General features: G+C 73.0%; 19 protein-coding genes and 1 pseudogene. 9 read left to right on the top strand and 11 right to left on the bottom strand.

Features of this window, described 5'->3' with window-relative positions; genetic code table 11:
- Positions 1-38: 38 nt before the first annotated feature.
- On the top strand, positions 39-938 hold the full coding sequence (locus SCNRRL3882_RS23540) for a LysR family transcriptional regulator (protein WP_010035501.1): 900 nt from the start codon (positions 39-41) through the stop codon (positions 936-938).
- 54 nt (positions 939-992) lie between these two features.
- Here the strand turns inward: SCNRRL3882_RS23540 and SCNRRL3882_RS23535 are convergent, their stop codons facing one another.
- The 3 genes and pseudogenes from SCNRRL3882_RS23535 to SCNRRL3882_RS41845 form a co-directional block, all read right to left on the bottom strand.
- Positions 993-2,288 (bottom strand): phosphatase PAP2 family protein, encoded by a 1,296-nt coding sequence (locus tag SCNRRL3882_RS23535; RefSeq protein ID WP_010035503.1) that lies wholly within the window; start codon positions 2,286-2,288, stop codon positions 993-995.
- Positions 2,289-2,362: 74 nt separating this feature from the next.
- A pseudogene (locus tag SCNRRL3882_RS23530) lies at positions 2,363-2,770 on the bottom strand (ABC transporter permease subunit); the annotation flags it as partial.
- 77 nt (positions 2,771-2,847) lie between these two features.
- Positions 2,848-3,153, bottom strand: coding sequence for a winged helix-turn-helix transcriptional regulator (locus SCNRRL3882_RS41845; protein WP_269462190.1), 306 nt, complete (start codon positions 3,151-3,153; stop codon positions 2,848-2,850).
- 126 nt (positions 3,154-3,279) lie between these two features.
- Between SCNRRL3882_RS41845 and SCNRRL3882_RS23520 the strand changes: the two genes are divergently transcribed.
- Complete coding sequence (locus SCNRRL3882_RS23520) at positions 3,280-3,702, top strand: YybH family protein (protein WP_029180870.1); 423 nt, start codon at positions 3,280-3,282, stop codon at positions 3,700-3,702.
- A 76-nt stretch (positions 3,703-3,778) separates the two neighbouring features.
- On the opposite strand, the gene SCNRRL3882_RS23515 is transcribed toward SCNRRL3882_RS23520, so the two are convergent.
- Positions 3,779-4,711, bottom strand: a complete 933-nt coding sequence (locus SCNRRL3882_RS23515) for a LysR family transcriptional regulator (RefSeq protein WP_010035509.1) — start codon at positions 4,709-4,711, stop codon at positions 3,779-3,781.
- A gap of 89 nt (positions 4,712-4,800) precedes the next feature.
- On the opposite strand from SCNRRL3882_RS23515, the gene SCNRRL3882_RS23510 reads away from it, so the two are divergent.
- A complete protein-coding gene (locus tag SCNRRL3882_RS23510) occupies positions 4,801-5,724 on the top strand; it encodes a zinc-binding dehydrogenase (protein ID WP_010035510.1) in 924 nt (307 codons plus the stop codon).
- Positions 5,721-6,701, top strand: coding sequence for an alpha/beta hydrolase family protein (locus tag SCNRRL3882_RS23505; protein ID WP_010035511.1), 981 nt, complete (start codon positions 5,721-5,723; stop codon positions 6,699-6,701). Before SCNRRL3882_RS23510 ends, SCNRRL3882_RS23505 begins: the two co-directional genes overlap by 4 nt.
- 46 nt (positions 6,702-6,747) lie before the next feature.
- Here the strand turns inward: SCNRRL3882_RS23505 and SCNRRL3882_RS23500 are convergent, their stop codons facing one another.
- On the bottom strand, positions 6,748-7,650 hold the full coding sequence (locus SCNRRL3882_RS23500; RefSeq protein ID WP_050810182.1) for a helix-turn-helix domain-containing protein: 903 nt from the start codon (positions 7,648-7,650) through the stop codon (positions 6,748-6,750).
- A 233-nt stretch (positions 7,651-7,883) separates the two neighbouring features.
- Here SCNRRL3882_RS23500 and SCNRRL3882_RS23495 point away from each other — a divergent pair, with 233 nt between their 5' ends.
- On the top strand, positions 7,884-9,341 hold the full coding sequence (locus tag SCNRRL3882_RS23495) for an MFS transporter (RefSeq protein ID WP_010035514.1): 1,458 nt from the start codon (positions 7,884-7,886) through the stop codon (positions 9,339-9,341).
- 31 nt (positions 9,342-9,372) lie between these two features.
- Here the strand turns inward: SCNRRL3882_RS23495 and SCNRRL3882_RS23490 are convergent, their stop codons facing one another.
- Complete coding sequence (locus SCNRRL3882_RS23490; RefSeq protein ID WP_010035516.1) at positions 9,373-10,140, bottom strand: TetR/AcrR family transcriptional regulator C-terminal domain-containing protein; 768 nt, start codon at positions 10,138-10,140, stop codon at positions 9,373-9,375.
- Between the two features lie 50 nt (positions 10,141-10,190).
- Between SCNRRL3882_RS23490 and SCNRRL3882_RS41840 the strand changes: the two genes are divergently transcribed.
- Positions 10,191-12,575 carry a CocE/NonD family hydrolase gene (locus tag SCNRRL3882_RS41840; protein ID WP_420031199.1) on the top strand — a complete coding sequence of 795 codons (2,385 nt, stop codon included), beginning with the start codon at positions 10,191-10,193 and terminating at the stop codon, positions 12,573-12,575.
- On the opposite strand, the gene SCNRRL3882_RS23475 is transcribed toward SCNRRL3882_RS41840, so the two are convergent.
- Complete coding sequence (locus tag SCNRRL3882_RS23475) at positions 12,572-13,726, bottom strand: M20 metallopeptidase family protein (RefSeq protein ID WP_010035524.1); 1,155 nt, start codon at positions 13,724-13,726, stop codon at positions 12,572-12,574. The two genes, SCNRRL3882_RS41840 and SCNRRL3882_RS23475, sit on opposite strands and share 4 nt — an antisense overlap.
- A 454-nt stretch (positions 13,727-14,180) precedes the next feature.
- Between SCNRRL3882_RS23475 and SCNRRL3882_RS23470 the strand changes: the two genes are divergently transcribed.
- Positions 14,181-14,522, top strand: coding sequence for a hypothetical protein (locus SCNRRL3882_RS23470; RefSeq protein ID WP_010035525.1), 342 nt, complete (start codon positions 14,181-14,183; stop codon positions 14,520-14,522).
- A gap of 79 nt (positions 14,523-14,601) precedes the next feature.
- Here SCNRRL3882_RS23470 and SCNRRL3882_RS23465 read toward each other — a convergent pair whose 3' ends face one another.
- Positions 14,602-15,588, bottom strand: coding sequence for a helix-turn-helix domain-containing protein (locus tag SCNRRL3882_RS23465; protein WP_010035526.1), 987 nt, complete (start codon positions 15,586-15,588; stop codon positions 14,602-14,604).
- Between the two features lie 158 nt (positions 15,589-15,746).
- Here SCNRRL3882_RS23465 and SCNRRL3882_RS23460 point away from each other — a divergent pair, with 158 nt between their 5' ends.
- Together SCNRRL3882_RS23460 and SCNRRL3882_RS23455 are read left to right on the top strand one after the other, a co-directional pair.
- Positions 15,747-16,265: an SDR family NAD(P)-dependent oxidoreductase gene (locus SCNRRL3882_RS23460; RefSeq protein ID WP_158688390.1), complete on the top strand. Its 519-nt coding sequence runs from the start codon at positions 15,747-15,749 to the stop codon at positions 16,263-16,265.
- Between the two features lie 75 nt (positions 16,266-16,340).
- On the top strand, positions 16,341-16,946 hold the full coding sequence (locus SCNRRL3882_RS23455; RefSeq protein ID WP_029180873.1) for a response regulator transcription factor: 606 nt from the start codon (positions 16,341-16,343) through the stop codon (positions 16,944-16,946).
- Positions 16,947-17,188: 242 nt separating this feature from the next.
- On the opposite strand, the gene SCNRRL3882_RS23450 is transcribed toward SCNRRL3882_RS23455, so the two are convergent.
- Genes SCNRRL3882_RS23450 through SCNRRL3882_RS41835 form a run of 3 tightly spaced genes read right to left on the bottom strand, consistent with a single transcriptional unit; the run spans position 17,189 to position 21,616 of the window.
- Positions 17,189-18,304: a 3-dehydroquinate synthase II gene (locus SCNRRL3882_RS23450; protein WP_010035529.1), complete on the bottom strand. Its 1,116-nt coding sequence runs from the start codon at positions 18,302-18,304 to the stop codon at positions 17,189-17,191.
- The gene (locus SCNRRL3882_RS23445; protein ID WP_010035530.1) at positions 18,276-19,268 is read right to left on the bottom strand and encodes a 2-amino-3,7-dideoxy-D-threo-hept-6-ulosonate synthase; all 993 of its coding nucleotides are present in this window, start codon (positions 19,266-19,268) and stop codon (positions 18,276-18,278) included. The genes SCNRRL3882_RS23450 and SCNRRL3882_RS23445 overlap by 29 nt, the downstream gene beginning before the upstream one ends.
- Positions 19,265-21,616 carry a class I adenylate-forming enzyme family protein gene (locus SCNRRL3882_RS41835; RefSeq protein ID WP_159399451.1) on the bottom strand — a complete coding sequence of 784 codons (2,352 nt, stop codon included), beginning with the start codon at positions 21,614-21,616 and terminating at the stop codon, positions 19,265-19,267. Before SCNRRL3882_RS41835 ends, SCNRRL3882_RS23445 begins: the two co-directional genes overlap by 4 nt.
- Positions 21,617-21,644 lie beyond the last annotated feature (28 nt).

Here is a 21,644-nt window from a genome sequence, read left to right as displayed (position 1 = left end):
TGCTTGCCATCGCAGCCATGAACCAGAACGATGACTGTGTGGATCTCCAGCAGATGCGCTACGTCGTCGCCGTCGCCGAAACCCGCAACTTCACCCGCGCCGCTGAGCGCTGCTTCGTGGTGCAGTCGTCGCTCAGTCACCGGATCGCCGGCCTGGAACGGGAGCTCGGGGTCAAGCTGTTCGCCCGGTCCAGCCGCCGGGTCGAGCTGACCCCGGCGGGAGCGGCGTTCGTCGCCGGCGCACGCGAGTGCCTGGCCGCCGCCGACCGCGCGGCTGCCGACGCCGCCGCCGCGACCGGCGTGGTGCGCGGCCGGCTCGCCGTCGGCGTGATCGTGACGACGGCAGCCGTCGACGTACCCGAACTGCTGCAGCGGTACCGTGCCCAGCACCCGGACGTCCGCGTCGCCCTCCGGTCCGGGCGCAGCGATGAACTGGCGGCGGCGGTCCGCGACGGCGACCTGGACATCGCCTTCCTCGGCATGCCGGAGAACGAACGGCCTTCCGGTGTGGAGAGCGTTGTTCTGGCTCACGACGAGCACGTGCTGGTGGTGCCGGCCGGGCACCGGCTGGCGGGCGTTTCCCAGGTCACGCTGCGGGAGACCGCCGAAGAGACGTTCGTGGACTTCGTGAGCGGGACGCCCGCCCGCGCCCAGTCCGATCAGGCGTTCGCCGCCGCGGGCCTGGTCCGCGACGTGGCGTACGAAGCCGGCGTCGTGGAGCTGATCACCCGGCTGATCGCGCGCGGGCTCGGCATCGCGCTGCTGCCGTCGGCGTTCATCCGGCCGCGGGCCACCGACGACTCCGAACTGGCGCTGGTCCCGGTGGTCGACGGGCCGCATCGCATCGAGTACCTGGCGTGGAGCCGCTTCAACCCCAGCCCGGCCACCCGGGCGATGCTCGACGTCCTCGGGGTGGGAGCGCCGTCAACGGGGTCCTGATCAGCGGGTGTTCGTCGACGGCACCACGCTCTCGGCCTCGGTGACCAACGCTGCTCAAGCCGGCTCGGGTTGCGGTTCCGGTGGGCGCGTCGGTGCGATCGTCGGCTGCCATTGTCTGGTGGTCCGCACGTAGCCGTAGATCACCGAGCTCATCGCCAGGACGAGAAGTGGCCCGAACACCGCTGGATGCCGGGCCATCTCCATCGGCAGGTAGCGGTACGACACCAAGAGCGCGGCGAAGACCGTGGCGCCGTAGGTGACCAGTTGGATCCCCGGTCGGTCCCAGCCGCGGTCGAGCGCGCGCAGCGCTGCCTCGATGGTGAGTGCGAACACCACGCCGGCGATGAGATCCACGCCGTAGTGGTAGCCGAATCCCAGGGTTGCGCAGAGCGTGGCAATCAGCCAGAACGTGCCCGCGAACCGCAGAATCCGTGGCGCTGTGCGGGTGTGTACGAAGATCGCGACAGCCCACGCCGTGTGCAGGCTGGGCATGCAGTTGCGGGGGGTGATCCCGTCGTACGAGAACGGGTGCGGGGTGCTGATCGGCGGCGGTGTGTCCGGCCACAGGTTGGCCACCGCCCAGTGCACGCCGCCGGTGCCGGAGGCGCCCGGGCCGTAGGCGAAGACCGGTCCGACCACCGGGAAGAGCATGTAGATGCCCGGCCCGAGAAGGCCGATCACCAGGAAGGTGCGCACCAGATGATGGCTCGGGAAGCGGCGCTCGACCGCCACGTTGCGCAGCTGGTAGAGCGCGACGACGACCGCGGCCACCGCGAGCTGGGCGTAGACCAGGTCGAGGACATGGGTGCCGATCGGGCCGGTGGCCTCGACGATCCGGCCCGCCAGCCATGACGGGTTGCCCAGCGCCTGATCGGCGGTTGCCACGTACTGGTCGAGCACCCCCGGGCGGGTCTTCGCTGTGATGAACAGCCAGGTGTCGCCGGTCTTGCGGGCGGCCACCAGCAACAGGCCCAGCCCGACGCCCTTCAGCAGCAGGACGCGTTCCCGGCCGGTGCGGCGCGTGACAGCGATGACCGCGCAGCCCAGCATCACCCACAGCGCGCCGTTGCCGAAGAGATGGCCGTCGGCCGTCTTGGCGTCGACTGCCCACCGCACCAGCAGGAAGACGGCGTCGATACCGATCGCGGCACCGGCCGCGATGAACCGTTGCCGCCAGGTGAGCACCACCATCATCAACGCCATACCGCTGTACAGCGGTCCCGGTTTCGGGGCGAAGATCAGGGCCTCCACCTGGTTGGCGATCGGCCCTGGCTGACCGTAGCGGCGTGCGGCGATCTCCAGTGCGACGAGGAATCCGAGAGCCACCGCACCCGCCGCGATCCACAGCATCGCACGTCGATGACGCCAGGCAACCAGGGAAGTTGTGCCGCTTATTCGCGAAATCACCCGCGATGCTCTAGGTATCAATTGTTTGGCCGATTTGTTCGAATGGTTGGGTGGATGAAAAGCGATGGGGCAACCATCGCGAGTTCGAACATGTTATCGGGGTTGGGTGAAATTGCGGCGTCGGCGGGCAGTTTGCGCCCCTCAGCTTCGGAGACGTCCGAAGTACCGGGCGCGGAGCCGGTCGAGAGGATGGCGCCGGCCGCGATGCCGGTCATCCGGCCCTCGCCGCCGGAGAGCGACAGCCCGCCGACCACGGCCGCGGCGATCGCGGTCAGCTCCCAACCCGGGCCCACCGAGGGGCCGGCCACGTTCATCCGGCCGATCACCAGCACCCCGACCACGCCCGCCAGCAGGGCACGGGCGACGTAGGCCGAGGTGATCCGGCGGCCGGTCGGGATGCCGGCGAGCCGGGCGGCCTCCTTGTCGCGGGAAGTCGCCGACGGAGACCAACACCCTCGACGACCCGGTCGCCGTCGCTCCGGTCACCGGACGGGTCAGCGGATCACCTATCCCTCGCGTCGCGCCGTGAGGTGGAGAGATGCGACAGCCGCTCCCCGGTGCGGTACAGCTCGATGAGCAGCGGGCGCAGAGCTCGTCCGGCCGGAGTGAGCGTGTAGCGGGTGCGGGCGGGGAAGCCAGGGAGCCGCTCCTGAGCGATCAGGCCGCGTTCGCGGAGCGTGTGCAGCCGGTCGGACAGAACCTTGGGGCTGATCAGCGGAAGCCTGTCGCGCAGGGTGCCGAAGGAATACGGCGCGTGCATCAGCTCCCGCAAGACCAGGGTGGTCCAGCGGCCCGCGACAGCCGCCAGGGCGATCTCGACGGGGCAGTCCGGTTGCGGCCGCGAGGTGCGCCCGGGCCGGGACGGAACGAGGTCGGTGTCCCAGTCGTGGGTTTCCGTTTGGTGAGCTGCTTCGCGACACGCTTGGCTGCCGTCATGAGCATCGACATGAATCCCAGGCACGACCATGACTCCACTGTCGCCCTGTCCTGCGACGCCGCGCAACACCCCATGGTCTTCGCTGCCGCGTTCAACTCCGGCAGCCCCGAGGCCCTCGCCCGTGTCTACGACCGACGGGCTCTTTTCGTGCCGCGTCCCGGCACATGCGTCACCGGGCAGGAGATCGCAGCCGCCAACTCCGCGTTCCAGTCATTGGGGCTGCCCATCAGTGTCCGCCCACGGCACACGTACGTCGCCGACGACATCGCCCTGCTCATCGTCGACTGGACCATCGACGGCCACCGTCCGGACGGCGAGCGGGTCCGCCTTGAGGGAACCGCCACCGACGTGGCCCGACGCGGACCTGACGGCCTGTGGCGGTACCTGATCGACAACCCCTTCGGCACGTCGGCGGACTAGGGCCTGTCGTTTGGATCAGGTCGCAGGGAAGTGGCAGTGCCCCCCCGCGTCTGCGACGTGATCCAAACGACAGGCCCTAGGTGGTGGCGTGGGGCTCGGGCAGCCAGTCGTGGGCCGGGTCGTACTCCAGCCAGCGGTTGCGGCCGGCCTCTGTCATGAAGGCGGTCAGCAGGTCACGCAGCAGTGGATGCCCGCCGGTGTCGCGCCACAGCAGTGACCAGGCGTACAGCGGTGTGGGATTCACCAGCGGGACGGAACGGGCCCCGGGCAACCGGGGAAGCGGTACGTCGGCCGGGAGCAGCGAGAAGCGCCGTGCGTCCGAGAGCATGGCGGCGAGGAAGTGGTCAAGGCCCAGATTGGGGCCCTCGGCGTGGTCTCGGATGCCGAACTGTTCGGCGAAGCGGCGCAGGAAGTCGAGCCGGTCCAGCGCCCCGGGAGTCCACAGCACACTGTCCCGCAGCTGTTCGGGCCGCAGCGCGGGCTCGGCCGCGAGCGGATGGCCCTCGCCGAGGACGACGTCCACCGGCTCGAGGCGCACCAGACGGTGCGTCAGTCCGGTCGGCAGTGGCGGATGTACCCGCCCGAAGCCCGCGTCGATGTCGCCGTGCAGCAGGGCGGCCGCCACCGACGGCAGATCGCGGCCGTGTCCAAGTTCCAGAGAGAGCTCGCCGGTCCGCGTCGCCACCTGGGCAAGTGCCCGCATCGGCGCGTACAGGTGGCCCCACACGTCAACCCGTAGCGGACGGTGCTCCTCCCGGACCGCGGCCAGGGCCTGGTCAGCGGCGGCCAGCGTCTGCCGGGCCGGTCCCAGGAAACGACGTCCGACCTCGGTGAGCTGCACCCCTTGGCCACTGCGCCGGAACAGCTCGGTGCCGAGCTGGGACTCCAGCCGCGCGATCCGTTTGGACAGCCCCTGCTGTGAGATCGACAGTGCCGCGGCCGCCCGTCCGAAGTGCAGCTCCTGTGCGGCGAGCACAAAGGCGCGGACGTGCGCCAAGTCGAGATCCACGCCTTTCACCATAGGTGACAGCCAACGGTTGTGGGCGTTTCCGTTCTCTTGTTGGATTGCCCGGCGTCGCCGCCCGTTTCATGCATCGCATGCAGAGACTGATCCCCACGGGGAATCCGGCGCGTCCGGTCGCGTTCGCGGAGGACGTCCAGCCCGTCCCGCAGCCGGACGAGGCATTGATCAGGGTCGAGGCGTTCGCGCCGAACCGGGGCGAGACGTTCCTCCTGGAGCGGCCGCGGCCGGGGCTGCTTCCCGGCAAGGATGTCGCCGGCCTGGTGGTGCAGGCTGCGGCCGACGGCTCCGGCCCGCAGATCGGCGCCCGAGTGGTGGGGCACCCGCCGCAGGGCGGCTGGGCGGAGTACGCGGCGGTGCCCACTCACTCGCTCGCGGTGCTGCCCGATGGCATCGGCGCCGTTCAGGCCGCAGCCCTGCCGCTGGCGGGGATCACCGCACTTCGGCTCCTTCGTACGGCCGGCGGCGTGACGGGGCGGCGGATCCTGCTGACCGGTGCGTCGGGCGGTGTCGGCCACTACTTCACCGAACTGGCAGCGGCCGCAGGAGCGGAGGTCAGCGTGGTGACCGCCACGCCGTCACGCGGCGAGCGGCTGCTCGAGCTGGGGGCGGCGGCGGTCGTGCACGAGGTGACCGAGGCTCAGGGGCCGTTCGACGTGGTGCTGGAATCCACCGGCGGCGCCGATCTGCCGGCCGCTCTGTCGAAGCTGGCACCGGGCGGCACGCTGATCTGGTTCGGCCAGGCCGGCCGCACTCCGGTGACTCTCGACTTCTTCGACCTCCTCGCCGGTTGCGAGGGGGCCACGATCCGCCACTTCCACTACGCCGGCGCGCCCTACGGCCCCGACCTCACCACTCTGGTGCGCCTGGTGAACGGCGGGCGGCTCCATCCGGAGATCGGCCGCGTCGCCGACTGGGAACAGACCGCGCGGACACTGGTCGACCTGCGGGAACGCCGTATTCGGGGCAAGGCCGTCCTCACCACGGGAAGCGTGCGATGAGCGCCGCCGAATTCGCCGCCGCCCAGAGGACGCGCGCCACCGGGGCCGGGCTCGACCCGCACGAGTACGAGCGCGTCACCGGTGGACTCGTCTCCGTCGACGGGTGGGGCGAGGCATTCATCCGGACTGCGCAGCAGCACGTCGCCCGAGCGAAGCAGGCCGCCTCACCCCGGTCGGCGGGCGAGCACTATCAGGTGGCGGCACGCTGGTTCCACATCGCCACGCTCGCCCCGCACGGGGACCAGTCCCCGGCCGCCACGGAGGCGGACCGCGCCATGGGCTGCGCGCTGGCCCTCCTGGAGCCCGGTGCCCGCAGGGTCGAGGGGCCGGCCTTCACCGGCTGGCTGCGCGGCCCCGCCGACGCGCCGGCCACCGTGGTCGTCGTCCCCGGCCTGGACTCCGGTAAAGAGGAGTTCCACACCGTCACCTCGGCCCTGCTGCGCAGGGGCGTGGCGGTGTTCACGATGGACGGGCCCGGCCAGGGCGTACTCGCGGCCACCACCACGGTGCGGCCGGACTACCACCAGGTGATCGGCCAGGTCATCGACGCGCTCGGGGTCGACCGGGTCGGGCTCATCGGGCTCAGCCTGGGTGGTTACTACGTCGCGGAAAGCGCCGCCCACGAACCTCGCGTGGCCGCTGCCGCCACCGTGAGCGGTCCCTTCCGCCTCGACTGGGACACCGCCCCGCCCTTGGTGCGGGACATCCTCACCCGGCGGGCCGGAGGACCCGAGGCGGCCCGCGACTTCGCCCGCCGCGTCGACCTGTCCACGCCGGCACCGCGTATCGCCTGCCCGCTCCTGGTGGTGGACGGCGGCCGCGACGTCATCCCCGGCGTGACCAACGGGGAGCCGCTGGCCCGCCTGGCGCCGCACGGCGAGTACCTGTTCGTCCCGCACGGCGATCACCTCCTCGGCAATGCCCGGGCCGACTGGCTGCCCACCACCGCCGACTGGGTTCGCGGAGCGCTCACTTGAGCCGCTGCACCGACGAGACCGTCCTGATCACCGGCGGCACCAGCGGTCAGTGATGACCGTCGGTGATCAGTTGCCGGCCGGAGTGCGGCGGCTTCGGGTGGGTGTCCGCCGGTTCCAGGCGGAGCATGGCCGCCTCGTCCGGGGTGCCGGGGGCCGCCTGGTAGACCACCATGCGCTGGCCGCCCGTCCGGGCCAGTCGCATGACCTCGTAGGTCAGGGTCATCGGGCCGACCTTCGGGTGCCGGAAGCACTTCTGCCCGCCGCCGCGTTCGCAGACGTCGTACCGCTCCCAGAGCTGCGCGAACTTCGGTGACTTCAGCATCAGTTCGCCCACGAGCGCGGTCAGCTCGGGATCGTCCGGATCGGCCCCGGCGACCGCCCGCAGATGCGCCACCGAGAGGGCGACGGTCTCCTCCCACGGCTCGTAGAGCGTCCGGCCGACCGGGTGGAGGAACAGGTAGCGGGTCAGGTTGCGCTGGTCCTCCGGCCAGTCCCAGAGACCGGGCATCAGCCGTCGGCCGGGCGGGTTCGCGGCCAGTACGCGGTTGAAGCGGCTCACCACGTAGGCGGGCAGCGGGCGCACCGACTCCAGCATCCGCAGGACCGAGTCACGGACGGTGTGGTCCGAGCAGGCCGGCAGTTCGGAGGGCCGGCCGGAGGCCAGTTCCGCGAGCTCGTGCAGGCGTTCGTAACCGTCGCCGCGCAGCCGCAGGGCACGGCCGAGGGCGTCCACGACGGCGGGGGAAGGGTTGGTCTCCCGGCCGCGCTCCAGGCGGATGTAGTAGTCGACGCTCACTCCGGCCAGCGCGGCCAGCTCCTCACGGCGCAGTCCGGGAGTGCGGCGCAGGCCCGCGCCGGCCGGGAGACCGACGTCCTCCGGGCGCACCTGCGCCCTGCGGGCCTTCAGGTATCGGCCGAGCTCCGTGCCCCTCGTATCCGCTGCTGCCATTCGGCCATTGTCGCAGGCGGTCAAGGAGCGTGGGGGGCCGTGTCAGGGCCTGGAACGCCGCACCCCGGGCACAGCGCGGTCTTCCGGGCGGGTCGCGCGCGGGCGGAGAGTTGATCCGCCGGAGCGGGCGGCCCGTCCGCCTGGGCCCAGGGGGTGCGCGACACCGGTCCGCGGCCCCGGTGGCCTGCGGCCGCCCGCCCGGTCATCTCTGTTCAGCCGTCCAGGAGTTCACCATGCCGGCCACCCCCGCCCCGACCCCGTCCGCATCCCCGTCCCCGTCCTCGTCCCCGTCCCCGTCCGCCACCACCGTCTCCAGCCCCGGGCACGGGTCCGAGCCGTCGGCGCCCGCCCCGCGGCGCAGCGGCGTCGCGCTGGTCGCTTCGCTGCTCGGCTTCACCGTGATCACCATCGACGTCTCGGCGGTGAACATCGCGCTGCCCGCGATCCGGGACTCCCTCAGCGGCGGGATGGCCGGGCTTCAGTGGGTGGTCGACGCGTACACCCTGATGTTCGCGGCCCTGATGCTCTCCGCGGGCGCCCTCGCCGACCGCATCGGCGCCCGCCGCGCCTACGCATGGGGCGTCGCCTTGTTCACCCTCGCCTCGCTCGCCTGCGCGCTCGCGCCCGGCATCGGCGTGCTGGTCGGCGCACGCGTGGCGCAGGGCGCCGCCGCCGCGATCGTGATGCCGGCCTCGCTGGCGCTGATCCGGCAGGCCTACGAGGACGCCCGGGCGCGTGCCCGCGCCATCGCGCTGTGGACGGTCGGCGGCTCGGTGGCGATGGCCGCGGGCCCGGTGCTGGGCGGGCTGCTCACCGACTCGTCCGGCTGGCGGGCGGTCTTCCTGCTCAACCTCCCGGTGGGCGCGGTGATCCTGGGCCTGCTGGTCCGGGTGCCGCGCTCCCCGCGCCGGCCCGCCGCACTGGACGGCGGCGGTCAGCTCACCGCCGTACTGGCCCTGGCCGGGCTGGCCTTCGCGGTGATCGAGGGCGGCCACCTCGGCTGGACCAGCGGCCCCGTGCTGGCCGCCGCCGCGCTCGCCCTCGCCTCCGGGTACGCCTTCCGCGTGGTGGAGTCCCGGCACCGCCAGCCCATGGTCCCGCTGGGCATGCTGAGGGACCGCCGGGTGGCCGTCCCGCTCGCGGGCGGTTTCGCCGTCAACGCCGCCTTCTACGGCGGGATCTTCCTGCTCGGGCTGTACTACCAGCAGCTGCGCGGAATGTCGGCGATCGCGGCGGGGCTGATGTTCGTGCCGATGTCGGCGGTGGTGACGGCGACCAACCTGGTGTCGCCGCGGCTGGCGGAGCGGATCGGGCGGCGGCCGGTGATCGTCGCCGGGCAGCTGATCTTCACCGGAGCGATGCTGGCCATGCTGCCGCTGGCCGCGCACACCCCGATATGGCTGGTGCTCGTCCTGCTGCTGCCGTTGAGCGTCGGCGGGGCGCTCGCGGTGCCCGCGCTGACCGCGCTGCTGATGGACGCCGTCCCGCAGGAGCGCGCGGGGACCGCGTCCGGGCTGCTCAACTCCCTTCGCCAGACCGGCGGTGCGCTGTCCGTCGCCCTGTTCGGCAGTCTGCTCGCCGGCCCCGGCGGGGACTTCTCCCTCCCGGGCATGCGCATCGGTCTGCTCACCGTCGCCGCGCTCCTCCTCGCCACCGCCGCGCTCTCCCGGCTCCTCCTGCCCCGCAGCTGACCCTGGCTCTCCCGCCCCGCAGCCGGCGGGATCAGTCGGTGCCGAGGCCGTCGATCAGGCGGTTGAGGAAGCGGGTGAAGGTGGCTTCGGGGGTCACGGCGCGTGCGGGGGCCGCGAGGGCTTCGGCGAGTTCCGGGTGGTGCCCGTCCGCGGCGACGGTGGCGAGGTAACGGGCTTCCGCCGCGGCCCGGTCGGGGGACCTGGCCGCTGCCGCCTGCGTGATCTCGTAGGTGACGTGCCCGGCGACGAACGCGGTGAGCTGGGCGAAGACCTCCAGCTTCGCCGCGCCGTCCAGACCGGTGGGGCGCAAGGCGGCGAGGGCGTGTTCCAGGAAGGCCAGCGTGTGGGGGCCGGGGCTGCGGCGGGTGGAGAGAGCGGCGGGCAGCCAGGGGTGGCGGAGCATCAGGTCGCGCTGGCGGTGGGCGATGGTCTTCAGGTCGGCGCGCCAGTCGCCGGTGAGAGGGCCCGACGCTGGCAGTTCGCCGCTGACGTGGTCGACCATCAGCTCCAGCAGCGTTTCCTTGTCGGGGGCGTAGCTGTAGAGCGACATGGCTCCGGCTCCGACCTGTGCGGCGACCCGCCGCATGGTGACCGCTTCGAGCCCTTCCGCGTCGGCCAGGGCCACGGCGGCCGCCGTGATCGCCTCGCGGCTGAAACCCGGCCTGCGGCCCCTGCGGGGCCGATCGGGGCTCAGCCACAGCTGTCGAGGGTCGGTGCCCGGGGTCCCGGACCCGCCGCCGTCACGCGTCACCGTCTCCGTGCTCCTGTCCTTGTGGGTCGCCGTGGTGGTGGTCGCCATCCAAGCATCCTCTATTCTCGTACGTCGTACGAGAATAGAGGAGGGGAACCATGGCATCACGCAACGACGACGCTGCGGCAAGGCCCGCCTGGACACCGCCCGGCCGGAAGCCGCCGCTGTCCTCGCGGATGATGAGGGCGATCTGGCGCGGGCTGCCGGACAAGCGGCACGACGTCGGATGGGAGCCCGGGCTGGTGGTGCCGGCCGCCGACGGCAGTCCGCTGGTCACCGACCACTACTTCCCCCGGACGCCCGGCGACTTCCCCACTCTCCTGGTGCGTTCGCCGTACGGCAGGGGCCTGCCCTGGTCCCCCATGTACGGCATGCTCTTCGCCGAGCAGGGGTTCCACGTGGTCCTCCAGAGCTGCCGCGGCACCGGCGGCTCTGGCGGTGCGTTCGATCTGTGGCGCCACGAGGCCGCCGACGGCCTGGCCACGGTGTCCTGGCTGCGCGGGCGGCCCTGGTTCGACGGGACGCTGGGGACGGTCGGCCCCAGCTATCTGGGGTACGTGCAGTGGGCGCTCGCCCTGGACCCGCCGCCGGAACTGAAGGCCATGGTGGTACAGGTGGGGCTGCACGACCCGTACGCCCTGTTCTACGCGGACGGCGCCCTCCGGCTGGAGAACGCGCTGCTCGTCGGCCTGGGGATGGCCTACCAGAATCGGGGGATCGGGCCGTTCGCCCGGGCGACGCTGCGCCTCCAGCGCCGTATGCGCGACATCGTCACCGCGCGGCCGCTGCGCGGGGCGTACGCGTCCGCTCTCGGGGACGTGCCGTGGCTGGACGACGTGATGACGCACCCGGACGGAGGCGACCCGTACTGGGACGGCGCGTCCCTGGCACGGGCGGCCGAGGGTCTGAGCGTCCCTACGAGCCTGATCTCCGGACGGTACGACGCCCTGGTCGACCAGACCTTCGACCAGTACGCCCGGCTGCGGCAGGCCGGATGCGACACCGCCCTGCTCGTCGGCCCCTGGACCCATACCTCCGCCATGCAGCAGGGCTGGCCCGAGGTCTTCGCCGAAAGCCTGGCCTGGCTGCGGGCGCACCTGTGCGGCGATCCCTCGGGGCTGCGCCCCACGCGCGTGCGCGTGCACGTCGGCGGCGAGGACGCATGGCGGGACCTCGACGACTGGCCGCCCCTCTCGCCCGCCACCACCTCATGGGTTCCCACCGCGGACGGCAGCCTCGACCGGCTGGCGGACGAGGGGCGTGCCGACGGCGGGGGGTTCGTGGACGTCGTGGCGCCTGCGGGCGACGCCGGGCCCGCGGACGGTTCAGGCTCCACCGACGGCCCGGGGCCCGCCGCGGGCGCGGGGGCCGCCGCGGGCGCGGGGGCCGCCGACGGTTCAGGCTCCTTGGACGGCTCGGGGCCCGCCAGCGGCTGGGAGTTCGCCGACGGCTCCGGAACCGCCGAAGGCCCAGGCTCCGCCGACGGCTCGGGATCCACTGACGGCCCGGGGCCCGCCGAGGGCGCAGGGCCCGCCGAGGGCGCATGGGCCGCCGAGGGCGTGGGGGCCGCGGACTGCGCCGGGCCCGCCGACGGCGTGGGATTCGCGGGCGGCGCGGGGCCCGCGGACGGTTCAGGCTCCACCGACGGCCCAGGGCCCGCCGCAGGCGCAGGGGCCGCCGACGGCCCAGGCTCCGTGGACGGCCCGGGGTCCGCCCAGGGCGTGGGGGCCGCCGAGGGCGTGGGGGCCGCGGACTGCGCCGGGCCCGCCGACGGCGTGGGATTCGCAGGCGGCGCGGGGCCCGCGGACGGTTCAGGCTCCACCGACGGCCCGGGGCCCGCCGCAGGCGCAGGGCCCGCCGAGGGCGCGGGGGCTGCGGACGGTTCAGGCTCCGTGGACGGCTCGGGGTTCGCCGGCGGCTCGGGGTCCGCCGACAGTCCAGGTTCCGTGCCTCTGGCATCCCTGCGATACGACCCGGACGACCCCACGCCGTCCATCGGCGGCCCGCTGCTCTCCCGGACGGCCGGTCCGCGCGACAACAGCGTCTTGGAAGGCCGAGACGACGTCCTGACGTTCACCGGGCCACCGCTGGACGAACCCGTGGACCTCCTCGGGCCGGTCTCCGCGCGGTTGAGCGTCTCCACGGACACCGGGTACGCCGACGTCTTCACCCGTCTGTGCGACGTGGACGCGCAGGGCCGCTCCACCAACGTCTGTGACGGGCTGGCCCGGCTGGAGACGGTGGGGCAGGCACCCTCGGAGGTCACCGTGCGGATGAGCTCCACCGCCTACCGCTTCCCGGCCGGGCACCGGATGCGCTGGCAGATCAGTGCCGGTGCCCATCCGCGCTACGCCCGCAACCCTGGTACCGGCAAGTCCCCGGTGGACGCCGTCGACTTCACACCCATACGCATCACGCTGCACACCGGCTGCGTGCTGACGCTGCCCACGGGTCCCGGACTGCGTGACGGCCCGGCGGTCTAACACCGAGTCCGCTGCGCCAGCCACCCCGCCATCGCCCGTACGCCGATGCCGATGGACCGCTCGTCCGGGGCGAAGTCGGGGAAGTGCGGGTAGCTGGTGGTGACGGGGGCGCCGGGGGCACGGACACCGAGGAAGGTGTAGGTGCCGGGGACGCGGTCCAGGTAGAGGGCGTAGTCCTCGCCGCTGAAGGGCGGGAACGCGGAACGGAGCGTGGCGACCGAGTCACGGCCCAGTGCGCTGCGCAGGTGGCGGGCGAGTGCGCGGGCGTCGGGTTCCGGGCAGACCAGGGCCGGGAACGGCTCGGCGGGGAAGCTCACGGCGGCTCCCGCGTACGACATGGCCAGCCGGCGGATCTCCCCGCGTATCTCCGTGTACCGCTCCTGCGGCCAACAGCGGTAGGACACGCTCACCCTGGCCTCCCGTGCCGAGGCCCGTAGGGCGACGAAGCGGGCGAACGGGCCGTCGGGCGTCTGGGCATCGGTGACCATCCGCTCGATGTCCGCGGGCGTCTGCGGGGGCGTCACCGTGGAGAGCGCGCCGATCCCGGCGGCCAGGCGCCGCGCGGCCTCGGGTGCGTCCGGGCCCTGGAGCGTCACCTCGGCCTTGTCCTGGCCCGGCATCCCGTAGCCGCCGGTCACCGCGAACCGGCCGACGGGGAAGGGCCCGCAGTGCAGCGCGTGGATCTCCTCGACGCGAGTGCGCTCCAGCACGCCCGCCTCGATCAGTGCGCGGGCTCCGGAGAGGCTCTCCTCGGCGGGCTGGAAGAGGAAGACGACCGTGCCGCTCAGGTGCCGCCGCAGCCGCGCCAGGACCTTGGCGACGCCCAGGGCCACCGTCGTGTGGATGTCGTGCCCGCAGAGATGGGCCGCGGCCGGGCCGCCCCCCACGATGTCCTTGGGCGGCACGGCGTCCATGTCCGCCCGGTACGCGACCGTCCGGCCCGGGCGCGTGCCGTGCAGGACGCCGACCACGCCGTGGCCGCCGACCCCTGTGGTGACGGTCAGCCCGGCCGCCCGCAGCTCCCGGGCCACCACGCCCGCGGTGCGACGCTCCTCCCCCGGCAGCTCGGGGTGCCGGTGGATGTCCCGCCGCAGCTCGATCAATCCGCCCTCCAGGCGCGCCACCTCGGCATCCACCGCCCCGTTCCCCACCGGTCCCCTCCACCCGCCGGCGACGGCCTTCCCCGTGGTACCCCACACCGTTCCCGCACCGGTTGCCGCCGCCATGCCGGCCAGCACCGTACGGCGGGCCAGAGCGTGCTCCGCAGGACGCTTCACCGTTCCCCCAATGGTCCGTCTTCGTGATCCGTCACGTGGGCGCCCGTTGAGCGGGAAACCCGTCGGTACACGATCACCTCTCGCGCACGCCGCCGCCCATCCGGCGAGCCACCGCCCACGGGTGGGGACACCCCCCGGGCGTCGTGCAACTCCCTGCCAGGCAGCTTCCTGGCGTGGCAGGACGCGGACAGCGGGGGTGGCGGGATGGTTCTCTCTTATCAGCGGCCGGGAAGCGCGGGGAACGCGGAACGGTCCGGGGGAGCTGAAGCACTACTGGCTCCATGCATCGTCGCAAGGTCCTGACTCACGCATGGAATGGAGACCAGCCATGATCCGTGTCACCAACCGTTGTTCCGCCGTCGTCGTCCTCGGTTCGGCCGTGCTGGCCACCCTCGCCTGGGCGGTGCCGGCGCAGGCCGCTCCGCGGGCCGAGGGGGCGCAGGGGGCCGGCTCGGCCGTCTCGCAGGCCGACCGCTCGGTCGGCGACGTGCTGCCGCCGCTGCCTCACCTGCCCGGTTCGCCCGACGACTTCACCTGGACTCCGGTGCCCCTGGGCGGCGTCACCGGGATCCCGGGACCGCTGCACGGCGGTGACGACTTCACCTGGCAGCAGGCGCCGACCGACGTCACCGACTTCACCTGGCCGCCCGTTCCGCAGGTCGAGCGGTGATCTCCGCGCAGGAGACACCGGGTGCCGGCACCCGCTCGCACCCGGTTGTCCGGCCCGGGGACCGCACGGCGACCGGCTGTCAGATCCACTGGCGGCGGGCCGCCTGGACTCCCGCCTCGAACCGGCTGGAGGCGCCCAGGCGTTCCATGAGCTCCGCCATGATGCGGCGTTCCGTGCGGACTCCGATGCCGAGGGCCCGGGCCACCGCCTCGTCGGTGAGGCCGGTGGCGAGGAGCTGGAGGAGTTTGCGCTCCTGCGGGGTGAGTCCCTGCGGGTCGTCGTCGGGTGAGGAGTGCTGATGGAACGGGCTCGCGTGTTCCCAGTACGCCTCGAACAGGGCCCGCATGGCGAGCACCACCGGCCGGCTGTGGAACATCAGGGCCGCGGGGCCCGTCTGGCCGGGCAGGTTGGCCACGATGGCCGCGGTCGTGTCGATGATGAGCAGCCGCATCGGCAGGGTCGGCGACGTGCGGATCTCGCTGTTGTGCTCCGCCATCCACTGGGCGTGAGCTCTCGTCACCCGGTCGTTGACGGCGCTGTCGAGGTAGATCGAACGGAACCGGACGCCCCGGGCGAGCGCTCGCTCGTTCAGGGGCCGGGACGCCTCGATCGCCTCCTTGGTCAGGCCGCCCACGGGGTGGAAGACCAGGGACTCCTGCTGGCACGACTCGGCGAGGGCCTCCAGCCGGGTGCGGATCTCGTCCACGTTGTCGAGCTGTTCCGTGCCGTCCGAGCCGGACCCGGCCGACGCCGTGTACTCGGCCGCGAGCGCCGCGAGCGCGGCCCGGTTCTGCTCGATGCGCTGCTGCCGCCAGGCCAGTTCGTCCTGTTCCCGCTGGAGCAGGACCTTCAGGCCGAGTGACGGGTTCACCGCGCGCAGCGTGCCGGGTGAGTCCTGCGAAGGGGCCAGCAACGACAGGTCGGACAGGCGCGTGAGTGCGCCGTGCACATCGTCGCAGCTGATGTCGAGGAGCTCGGCGAGCTTGTCCGGATCATGTTGCTTGTGGAACAGAATCGCGCGGTACACCGCGAGGGTCTGCTGATCGAGTGGCGATACCTCGTCCACGTGGCGTCTCCCCCTTGAACCACATGTGAACCACATGTCCGGACCGGGCGGCCGCGCCGGCTCGGGAGCAGCGACGCGGCACGGGGGCGCCGCAAGGCGTGCGAAGAACCCCCGTAGATCGTTCACATATTGGCCACGTTACCCGGTCAGGAGTTCCGGTGTCGCACACAGTCGCACATGTACTACCGCCTTTGCACGGCTGTGTCGTCCTTGTCGTCGATGCCACCACCGGCGTCGGGCGGCGGGTCGCCAGTCAGCTGTGCGCGTTGGGTGCCGCCGTCGCGGTGGTCGGCGCGGGGCACCCCGGGCGCGGTGACGACGCGGCCACGAACGCGGCGTTCCTGTGCAAGGAACTGGCCGGAATCGGGCTGGTCGCGCTGCCGTATCAAGCCGATGTGGAACGGCCGGAGAGCTTCGCCGCGCTGACCGGTCAGATCGCCGCCGACCTCGGGCCGGTCACCGCCAGCGTCGTGGTCGTCCCGGGCGGAAGCGGAGGCGAGGAACTGGCCCCGTCCTTCCGCGTCCTGTCGGGTGTCGTCGCGGCTTCCCTGCCGGCCGGCGCCGAGCACGTCGAGGTCGACATGCGCAGCGACGGCCCCAGCCTCGAGAAGGCGGCACAGGCGGTGGTGGAGCGGTTGGTCCGGCTGCACGAGACGTGGCGTGCCCCCTCCGGCTGACGCGCACCCGACGACGCACCAGTTCCGCTGTCTTTCCCGAGTCTTTGCCTTAGTCCTGCCGTACGGGGGTCGAGCATGTCGATACGGATAGTCCTCGCAGGTGATCACCAACTCGTGCTGGAGGCCTTCGCCGAGACGCTCAACGGCGTCGACGGGCTGGAGGTCGTCGGCCTGGCCACGTCGTACGACGCCGTCCAGCCGGCCGTGGAACGGCACCGGCCGACGGTGCTGCTGCTCGGCGAGTCCACGATGGGCGGCAAGGCGCTGCGCGTCGCCACCGACGTACGGAGCCGGCATCCCAAGTGCGGGGTCGCGCTGCTGGTGGGGGCGGCCACGTCGTCGGTCGTGGACCGGGCCGTGGCGGCCGGCGCCCTGGGCGTCGTACCGAAGAACGCCCGGCTGCCCCAGCTCGTCACGACGCTCATGGGTGTCGCGGGTGGCTGTCTGACCGTCGACCCGTCGCTGCTGCGGCCCGTCGCCGTCGGGGAGTTGTCGCTGAGCACCCGGGAGATGGACGTGCTGCGGCTGACGGCCGGCGGGGCGACCGTGAAGGAGATCGCGGGCGAGCTGTACCTGGCGGCGGGAACGGTACGGAATCTGACGTCCGCCGCGATCAAGAAGCTGGGTGGACGGAATCGGTTCGACGCGGCGCGGATCGCCGGGGAACACGGGCTGCTGTGAGGGCCCGTTCGGGAAGGGACGGGCGCGGGACGGGGCCGGCGGGTGAGGGGGCCGGATCGGTGAGCGGGCGCGGGACGGGGCCGGCGGGCGCGGGGGCCCTGCCGGCCGTGGCCAAACGCGCGCCGGCCCCGGCACGTGGGGTGCCGGGGCGGGGCGGGGCCGTGCGGGCGCTCGGCACGGGCCGGTGGGGCCCGGGGCTGGTGCGGTCGCTACGGCGTCTGGTGTCGGGTGGTGTGCCGCGCTCACTTCTCCAGGCAGAACTCGTCGATCGGGTAGCCGACATGGCGGTCCGCAGTGGGCAGGTGCCCGAGGATGGTGTCGCCCGGCTTCAGCTCCGTGGAGTTGAGGACCGAGGCGTTCGGGCCGAGGACCCGGACGTGCCAGTCGTCCTGGAGGATCAGGTTGACCGTCTGCCCGCTGGGGGCGACCGCGTCGATGGAGATCAGCGGACGGGTCTCGATCTTGACGCGGCCGACGCTGACGGGCCGTGTGCGGCCCTTGACGTCGACGGCCAGCACCTTGCTGCCGGCGTGGAGTTCGCTCAGGTAGTGGGTGCGGCCGGCCTGCGAGACGGTGTACGAGTGCAGGGCGCCGGCGTTGACCCGGAACGGACGGGTCGGCATGTACGGCAGCGGGTGGGTCTCGCTGACGCACAGCACCATGCCCTTGGAGTGCGAGCCGACGAGGATGCCCTCGTCCTTGCGGAAGTGGGTCGTGGTGTCGACGCAGGCCCGCTCCCCCATGCCGATGTGCGTGGTCCGGGTGACGGTCAGTTCCACCAGGTCGATCTCGCCGCCCCGGGCGCTGGCGGCGGTGCGCAGGGCCGTGGCGTCGCCGACGGTGCTGGCCCGCATCAGGACGCCGTCCGAGCCCAGTTCCAGGACGCCGTAGATGATCTCGGCCTCCTCGGTGTTGGACGCGGTGGTGATGATCGAGCCCGGTGCGCCGGTGGCGGCCGCGATCACGATCTCCAGCGGGATCTTGGTGGGGTCACGGAAGTCCAGCACGCTCCACGGCTCCAGGCGGGCCGCCAGGCAGGCGTCCTCCAGGGTGTCGGCGTCGACGATCTCCACGTAGCGGCCGAACTCGACGTCCGGGTGGGCCTCCTGGAGCGCGGCCCGGTCCTCGCGGGGGCCCGGGACGACCACCAGGTCGGCGGCGCCCAGGTCGGCGGGGACGGAGTCGAGGCCGTCCTCGAAGAGCAGGACCTTGCGGACGGTGGGAGGCAGGCCGGCGAAGGCGGCCGGGTCGGCGGCGACGATGCCGTCGATGCGCTGGTGCAGGGCCTCTTCGAGGACGGCCTGGGTGGCGGTGCCGGCGCGGCGGATGTCAAGCCAGCACAGTTTTGCGTCCGTCATGGTGCGGACCTCCTGTCGAGTGTGGAACGTCGGAGAGGTGGTGGGTGTCGCGGTCGGTGCGGGTGTCGCGGTCGAGCGGGGAGCCGGGCGCGCCGAGGTGGGCCGGGGCGTCCAGGTGATCGGGGGTCAGGCGCTCGTCCCGGTGTGCGTCGGCGGCCTGGAAGGCGAGCGGGGCGAAGTGCTGCTCCGGGAAGTGGTGGATCAGCCGGGCCACCTTGGCGGCGAGCCGCCGTGGATCGGAGGCCTGGAAGATGTTGCGGCCCATCGCCACTCCGCCGGCACCGCCGGCCAGGGCGTCCCGGACGTAGGCCAGCACGTCCTCCTCGGTGGGCATCGCGGGACCGCCCGCGACCAGGACGGGCACCGGGCAGGCGGCGGTCAGGTCGAGCATCTCCGCGGTCGAGCCGAGGAAGACGGTCTTGACCAGGTCCGCGCCCAGGTCGGAGGCGACGGTGACGGCGTGCGCCACCAGGTCCGGGTCGCGCGGGTCGGTGACCCGGGGGCCGCGCGGATACACCATGGCGAGCAGCGGCAGGTTCCACCGGTCGCAGGCGTCGGCGATCCGGCCGAGGTCGCCGATCTGCTGCCGCTCGTCGTCGGAGCCGACGTTGACGTGGACGCTCACCGCGTCCGCGCCGAGCCGGAGGGCCTCCTCGACCTGCGTCACCACGTACTTCGCGTCGGGGTCGAGCGCCTGGCTGGTGGACGCGTTGAGGTGGATGATCAGCGACATCGCGGCGAACCGCTCCGGGCTGATGTGGCGGACGCTGCCCTTGTGCACGACGACCGCGTCCGCGCCGCCGGCAGCGAGCTGCCCGGCGAGGTGGTCGAGGCTCGTGCCCTTGGGTACGACGGGTCCGTCGCTGATCGAGTGGTCGAGAGGGGTGATCATCAGGCCGGCCGTGCTGTGACGGTAGAGCCGCCGCAGCCTCAGTGACCTGGCGAAGTGGCCGAACGCGGTCATGGGATGCCCTTTCTGTTGCGCGGATCGGTACGCCTGCGCGGCTCGATGGACCGGCGGACGTCTGCTCCGGCGAAGCCGCCGTGCCCGGGCGGCCCGGCGCCGCGCCCCTCCACCGGCTCCGGCGCGGGGCCCCTGCCGGCCGGGGACGGTGGTGCCGGACCGCTCTCCGGGAGCAGGGGTGCCACGCCGTCTGCGCGCGGCGCAGGTACCGGGCCGCCCGCCAAGGGCACAGGCACCGGGCCACCCGGCGAAGGCAGGGGCACCGAGCCGCCCACCGTGAGCGGAGGCACCGGACCACCCGCGGAGGGCGAAGGTGCCGGCCCGCTCTCCGGGAGCGGAGGTGCCACGCCATCTGCGCGGGGCAGAGGTACCGGGCCGCCCGCCAAGGGCGGAGGCACCGGCCCACCCGCCGGGGGCAAGGGCACCGAGCCGCCCGCCGGGAGCCGAGGCACCCGGCCGCCCGCGGATGGCGAAGGTGCCGGGCCGCCCGCCGGGGACGGTGGTGCCGGACCGCTCTCCGGGAGCAGGGGTGCCAAGCCGTCTGCGCGCGGCGCGGGTACCGGGCCGCCCGCCAAGGGCACAGGCACCGGGCCACCCGGCGAAGGCAAGGACGCCGAGCCGTCCGCCGGGAGCGGAGGCACCCGGTCGCCCGTGGAGGGCGGAGGTACCGGCCCGCCCGCCGAGGGCAAGGGCACCGGGTCGCCCGGCGAGGGCAAGGGCACCGGGTCGCCCGGCGAGGGCAAGGGGGTCGTGGCTTCCGTCGGGGGCCGGGGTTCCGTGCGGGGTGTTTTCGGCGTCGGGCGGATTCGTATCGGGGCCGTGGCGCCCCGCAGCCGTGTTCGGTCCGGCTTTCCCGTGGGGGTGAGGGGGAGTTCGGGCCAGATCGAGACGCTGAGTGGGGCGTGTTCCGGAGTGAGGGTGGCTGCGACGTAGTCGCGCAGGTCGCAGGAGGTGTGACCGGCGCCCGAGTGGAGTTCGACGGCGGCGTGGACCTGCTCCACCAGGTCCTCGTCGCGTACGCCGAACACGGCAGCCTGGCGCACCTGCGGATGCTTCAGCAGGGCCGCCTCGATGGCGGACGGGTCGAGCTTGAGCCCGCCGTGCTTGATGACGTCACCGACCCGGCCGTCCAGCCGGAGATAGCCGTAGCGGTCCCAGTGGCCTAGGTCGCCGGTGCGCAGCCAGCCGTCCCGATAGGTCGCCGCGGTCAGCTCCGCGTCGTCGAGGTAACCGGCCGACACCGTCGGCGAGTTGATCCAGATCTCGCCGCTCCGCCCCCGCCCCAGCGGTGTGCCCGAGTCCGGCTCCCGGATCTCGACGCGTACCCAGGGGAAGGGCCGGCCGGCCGAGCCCAGCAGTTCCGGCTCGCGGTGGTCGAGCGGGGTGAGGCTGCTGATGCCGCCCGCCTCCGTGGTGCCGTACACCTGGATCAGTACGTCGCCGAAGACCCGGACCGCCTGCCGGACCCGCTCGGGCGCGGCCGGGGTGCCGCTGTACGTGATGCGGCGCAGCGACGACAGGTCGTACGACGTGACCAGCGGGTGGTCGAGCAGGCGGTACAGGTGGGGCACCGCCAGGTACACGTCGGTCACCCCGAGTTCGGCGATCGCCGTCAGGGTCGCGTCGGCGTCGAACTCGTCGTGCAGGACGACCGTGCCACCCGCGCACAGCACGGCGTCCGCCATGGGTGCCGTGGTGTGGCTGACCGGCGTGACGGACAGCAGTGTCGCCGGTCCCCTCGGATCGAGGCCGGAGGCCAGCCGGCCGACGAGGTGCTCGCGGGTGCCGTAGCGTTGCGCGACCATCTTGGGCCGCCCGGTGCTGCCGCTGGTGAAGTCGACGACGGCCAGGTCGTCGGGGCTCGGCGACAGGGCCGGCGGCACGGTGTCGTGCCCGTCCGCCGTGCGCGGGATCGCCCGCACGGTCAGGCCGGGCCGCCGCCGCGCCAGCCATCTGCCGCGGGCCGCGCTCTCCTCGTCCGCCTCGTCCACGAGCAGCAGCGACACACCGAGGTCACGCAGCAGCCCGGTCTGGGTGGCGACCGAGAACGTCTCGGTGTCCGTGCGGGGGTTCATCGAGCGGACGTAGACGGAGGTGGCGCCGAGCAGATGGACGGCGTAGCGGGCGCTGAGCATCAGCGGGTGGTTGGGGCCGGTCAGGATGGCGACGGTGGTGCCGGGGCGGATGCCCTGGGAGTGCAGCAGCGCGGCGCTGCCCAGGACGGATGCCCGCAGCGCGCCGGCCGTCACCGTCGTGTCCGGCCGGTGCAGGACGACACGGGTCGGGTCCCTGCCCAGTGCCGCGAGGACGCGGCGGGCGTAGGGGCTGGGAATTGCTTCGGTGGTCATGGTCCTCCTTTCCGGAAAACTCAGGTCC

The sequence above is a fragment of the Streptomyces chartreusis NRRL 3882 genome (assembly GCF_900236475.1).
Lineage (GTDB): Bacteria > Actinomycetota > Actinomycetes > Streptomycetales > Streptomycetaceae > Streptomyces > Streptomyces chartreusis_D.
Note: the sequence above shows the minus strand (reverse complement) of the source record. Positions and strands in the feature narration are given on the sequence as shown.

What these genes read in the sequence shown, in the direction of transcription:
- SCNRRL3882_RS23450 (WP_010035529.1), bottom strand. Translation starts at nt 18,304, where the DNA reads ATGACGGACGCAAAACTGTGCTGGCTTGACATCCGCCGCGCCGGCACC.
- SCNRRL3882_RS23500 (WP_050810182.1), bottom strand. Translation starts at nt 7,650, where the DNA reads ATGGCAGCAGCGGATACGAGGGGCACGGAGCTCGGCCGATACCTGAAG.
- SCNRRL3882_RS23520 (WP_029180870.1), top strand. Translation starts at nt 3,280, where the DNA reads ATGAGCATCGACATGAATCCCAGGCACGACCATGACTCCACTGTCGCC.
- SCNRRL3882_RS23510 (WP_010035510.1), top strand. Translation starts at nt 4,801, where the DNA reads ATGCAGAGACTGATCCCCACGGGGAATCCGGCGCGTCCGGTCGCGTTC.
- SCNRRL3882_RS23495 (WP_010035514.1), top strand. Translation starts at nt 7,884, where the DNA reads ATGCCGGCCACCCCCGCCCCGACCCCGTCCGCATCCCCGTCCCCGTCC.
- SCNRRL3882_RS23535 (WP_010035503.1), bottom strand. Translation starts at nt 2,288, where the DNA reads ATGCTGTGGATCGCGGCGGGTGCGGTGGCTCTCGGATTCCTCGTCGCA.
- SCNRRL3882_RS23505 (WP_010035511.1), top strand. Translation starts at nt 5,721, where the DNA reads ATGAGCGCCGCCGAATTCGCCGCCGCCCAGAGGACGCGCGCCACCGGG.
- SCNRRL3882_RS41840 (WP_420031199.1), top strand. Translation starts at nt 10,191, where the DNA reads ATGGCATCACGCAACGACGACGCTGCGGCAAGGCCCGCCTGGACACCG.
- SCNRRL3882_RS41835 (WP_159399451.1), bottom strand. Translation starts at nt 21,616, where the DNA reads ATGACCACCGAAGCAATTCCCAGCCCCTACGCCCGCCGCGTCCTCGCG.
- SCNRRL3882_RS23490 (WP_010035516.1), bottom strand. Translation starts at nt 10,140, where the DNA reads ATGGCGACCACCACCACGGCGACCCACAAGGACAGGAGCACGGAGACG.
- SCNRRL3882_RS23445 (WP_010035530.1), bottom strand. Translation starts at nt 19,268, where the DNA reads ATGACCGCGTTCGGCCACTTCGCCAGGTCACTGAGGCTGCGGCGGCTC.
- SCNRRL3882_RS23470 (WP_010035525.1), top strand. Translation starts at nt 14,181, where the DNA reads ATGATCCGTGTCACCAACCGTTGTTCCGCCGTCGTCGTCCTCGGTTCG.
- SCNRRL3882_RS23455 (WP_029180873.1), top strand. Translation starts at nt 16,341, where the DNA reads ATGTCGATACGGATAGTCCTCGCAGGTGATCACCAACTCGTGCTGGAG.